This window comes from Bradyrhizobium sp. P2_E8 (assembly GCF_056403875.1).
Map to the genome: position 1 here is coordinate 1 of NZ_JBFUES010001240.1, position 1907 is coordinate 1907.

Sequence of the window (1907 nt, forward strand, 5' to 3'; positions counted from 1 at the left end):
AAGCAATCCAGAGCCTTTCCGCCATGACGGTCTGGATTGCTTCGCTGCGCTCGTAATTGTCGATGTTCACTAATTCCCTGATTGGATCGCGGTGGTCTTGGTAGCGGCGAAGGCCTTGAAGCTATCCCGTGCGGCGGGCGCGGGCCCGGCTTTCCCAGCGGTCCAGCATCTGACCGAGCTCGCCGGTGGCGGTCGGCACCGCCTTGCCGGTTTTTGCGATCTCGTTGGTGTTGGCCGGCGCGTTGGCGTGGAGCCAATCCGGCTCGGTATAATCCCGCCAGCGGCGCGCCTCCGCCCGGCGTTTGCGGGAGACGTAGACGCGGGTGAAATAGCCGGCCACGAATGCGATCGCGAGCAGCATGACCAGTATGACGACAGCTAACACCATGAGTTCCGGCCTCTTTCCCCCGAGGAATGTTCTGCCAGCATCGCGCGCGAGGTCAAGGCTTGACAGGCCGTAAAACCGGTCCCGGTTAGCGGCGCACGGGCAGGACGAAATTGTCGGCTCGGACTTTGCACAGCCGCAATGCGGCGATGTTGCGGCGTTCGCGACATCGCACGGAGGATGCGAACCTGCCCCTCGCAACCGGACGCGGACCGGACTAACCTCCGACCCGCTCGGCCGGATCAACCGGCCAGCCGAACATGACCGGGAGGACGCGATGACACGCCAGGAGACTCGTGACCACGAGCAGCGTGACCAGGATGCTGCGCTTTCGCGACGGACACTTGTCCGGGGGCTTGCGCTCGGTGCCGCCGCCACTATGGCCGGCCCCGCGCTGGCTCAGACGGGACCTGCCGCTCCGCCGACGACGATCACCACTCCGCCGCGCGATTTCGGCCCCAACGGCGCGCCGACCACGTATTTCTGGGACCCCGACATCATCGCGATCGATCCGTCCTTCAACGACCTGGCGCAGCCCAACACCGCGATCAAGCGCCTTCACACCGGCCTGTTGTGGGCCGAGGGCCCGGCGTGGAGCGCGCAGGGCCGTTACCTCTTGTGGAGCGACATTCCCAACAACCGGCAGATGCGCTGGACCGAGGACGATGGCCGCGTCAGCGTGTTCCGCTCGCCGTCCAACAACTCCAACGGCAATTCGTTCGACTTCCAGGGCCGTCAGCTCTCCTGCGAACATTTGACCCGGCGGGTGACGCGCTACGAGCATGACGGCACCGCCACCGTGCTCTGCGACAACTACAACGGCAAGAAGCTGAACTCACCAAACGACATCGCGGCGCATCCCGACGGCAGCTACTGGTTCACGGATCCGCCCTATGGCGGCCAGTTGTACGAAGGCGAACCCGATGTCGCCGGCGGCCCGAGCAATGCGGGCGGCAAGCTCAATCCGCGGATCGGACAGCCGGCCGGCTTCACACCGGGCAAGCGCGAGCTGCCGACCAACTGCTATCGCATCGATCCCTCAGGCCGCATCGACCTCGTCGTCACCGAGGAGCAGGTGCCGGATCCGAACGGCCTGTGCTTCTCGCCAGACTACAAGAAGCTCTATGTCGTCTCGACCGGCAAGGGACCGGGCGACACCGGCGCCGGCGGCAAGGGCGAGATCTTCGTGTTCGACGTCGGCACGGACAACAAGCTCTCCAACCTCAAGAAGTTCAGCGATTGCGTGATCGACGGCGTGAAGTGCGGGCCGGACGGGGTGCGCTGCGACGTCAACGGCAATGTCTGGGCCTCCAGCAATGCCRGCCGCGCCGTCGGCTATAGCGGCGTGACGGTGTGGTCGCCGGAGGGCAAGCTGCTCGGCCGCATCCGCCTGCCGGAAGTGTGCGGCAACGTCTGCTTCGGCGGCSYCAAGCGCAACCGCCTGTTCATGGCSGCGAGCCAGTCGCTCTATGCCGTTTATACGGCGACGCAAGGCGCGGGGCCGGGTTGAGCGGTACAAGCC

General features: G+C 65.6%; 2 protein-coding genes. One reads left to right on the plus strand and one right to left on the minus strand.

Features of this window, described 5'->3' with window-relative positions:
* Window positions 1-121 precede the first annotated feature (121 nt).
* Window positions 122-385 carry a hypothetical protein gene (locus AC1D00_RS39080; RefSeq protein ID WP_135177056.1) on the minus strand — a complete coding sequence of 88 codons (264 nt, stop codon included), beginning with the start codon at window positions 383-385 and terminating at the stop codon, window positions 122-124.
* Window positions 386-662: 277 nt separating this feature from the next.
* On the opposite strand from AC1D00_RS39080, the gene AC1D00_RS39085 reads away from it, so the two are divergent.
* On the plus strand, window positions 663-1895 hold the full coding sequence (locus AC1D00_RS39085; RefSeq protein ID WP_477014352.1) for an SMP-30/gluconolactonase/LRE family protein: 1233 nt from the start codon (window positions 663-665) through the stop codon (window positions 1893-1895).
* Window positions 1896-1907: the final 12 nt, after the last annotated feature.